The 1,415-nt window shown below is 56.4% G+C and carries 1 rRNA gene; it reads left to right on the top strand.

The window, feature by feature from the left end:
* Positions 1-934: 934 nt before the first annotated feature.
* Positions 935-1,415, top strand: a 16S ribosomal RNA gene (locus AB0I41_RS35195); the annotation flags it as partial.

Here is a 1,415-nt window from a genome sequence, read left to right as displayed (position 1 = left end):
GATGGGCATAGCGATAGCAGCGTACGCCAGGGCCTTCGGCCAGGGCCTCCCTATAGCGCTTCTAGCCACTAAAGCCTCCTGGTGGCGCCTGTGTCGGGGTGCAGGGTAAGGCCTACCCTGAACCTACCCTGTACCATCTGGGGGCGGCGGCAAGGGCAAAAGAAATACGTGGGCTGGCTGCTGGCAGGCCTGGGGGCGCGCTGGTGCCGAGAAACCCGGCGCCGAGAGGGGGGGGTGGTGCGTTGTTGGAAATGTATGTTCGTGAGTCGATTTTTTGGATTTGCCATACAAATGAATTTTGCGGGAAATCAAAAGTGGCCAACGAGTGCCGGGTGGCGGGGGCGCCCCACCAGAGAGCTCGGAGGGTATGTGAGAGCGGGTGGCCAGTCGAGCAATCGGCCGGCCACAACACAACCGCAATCAAACAACTGTACCATATCTTGAAGACTTTCATTGCGTGGTCCCTTGAACAGGCTTGCAGGCTCCGGTCTCGCTAGCGAGGGATTCATAGTGTTGGTCGGCCCCCACGAAACCGGTCGCTCAGGCTTCACGGCGTACTGGGGATGCCCTGAAGGCGACGAATGCCCCGGCAATCGCCGCTGTAGGGATGGGTTCTGTGGATTACTGGCCTCTGGCGAGTTCTACCATCGAGCAACGGAAGGCAACCACGCCCGCCGGACGCCGCAATGGCTGAAGTCGGGCGCTGAGTCCTTCTCCTGGCGTGCCCCAGGCCACACGCCGCCCGTTCGGGCTCAGTGTGGTCGACGGCTTCGCTGGGGAACACATGAGTGGGAAAGCGGATTGCCGGCTCGCACGGCGCCCACGGCTCCTGCCGCAGGTGCTTTGCCCGGCGCGTCTCCGGACGCCACCCAGTGAACTTGACATCTCTCCGGCGCTGCTCGCAGCACCGGTTGCCGTTTTTCCGCGGCGGACGATAGTTATCTGGTTGATTCTGCCAGTAGTCATATGCTTGTCTCAAAGATTAAGCCATGCATGTCTAAGTATAAGCAATTATACAGCGAAACTGCGAATGGCTCATTATATAAGTTATCGTTTATTTGATAGTACCTTACTACTTGGATAACCGTGGTAATTCTAGAGCTAATACATGCTAAAAATCCCGACTTCGGAAGGGATGTATTTATTAGATTAAAAACCAATGCCCTCTGGGCTCTTTGGTGATTCATGATAACTTCTCGAATCGCACGGCCTTGCGCCGGCGATGGTTCATTCAAATTTCTTCCCTATCAACTTTCGATGTTTGGGTATTGGCCAAACATGGTTGCAACGGGTAACGGAGGGTTAGGGCTCGACCCCGGAGAAGGAGCCTGAGAAACGGCTACTACATCCAAGGAAGGCAGCAGGCGCGCAAATTACCCAATCCCGACACGGGGAGGTAGTGACAATAAATACTG

This window comes from Micromonospora sp. NPDC050200 (genome assembly GCF_040656135.1).
Classification (GTDB): domain Bacteria; phylum Actinomycetota; class Actinomycetes; order Mycobacteriales; family Micromonosporaceae; genus Micromonospora.
The sequence above is the reverse complement of the archived record's forward strand: the minus strand, read 5'-3'. Positions and strand labels throughout refer to the sequence as shown.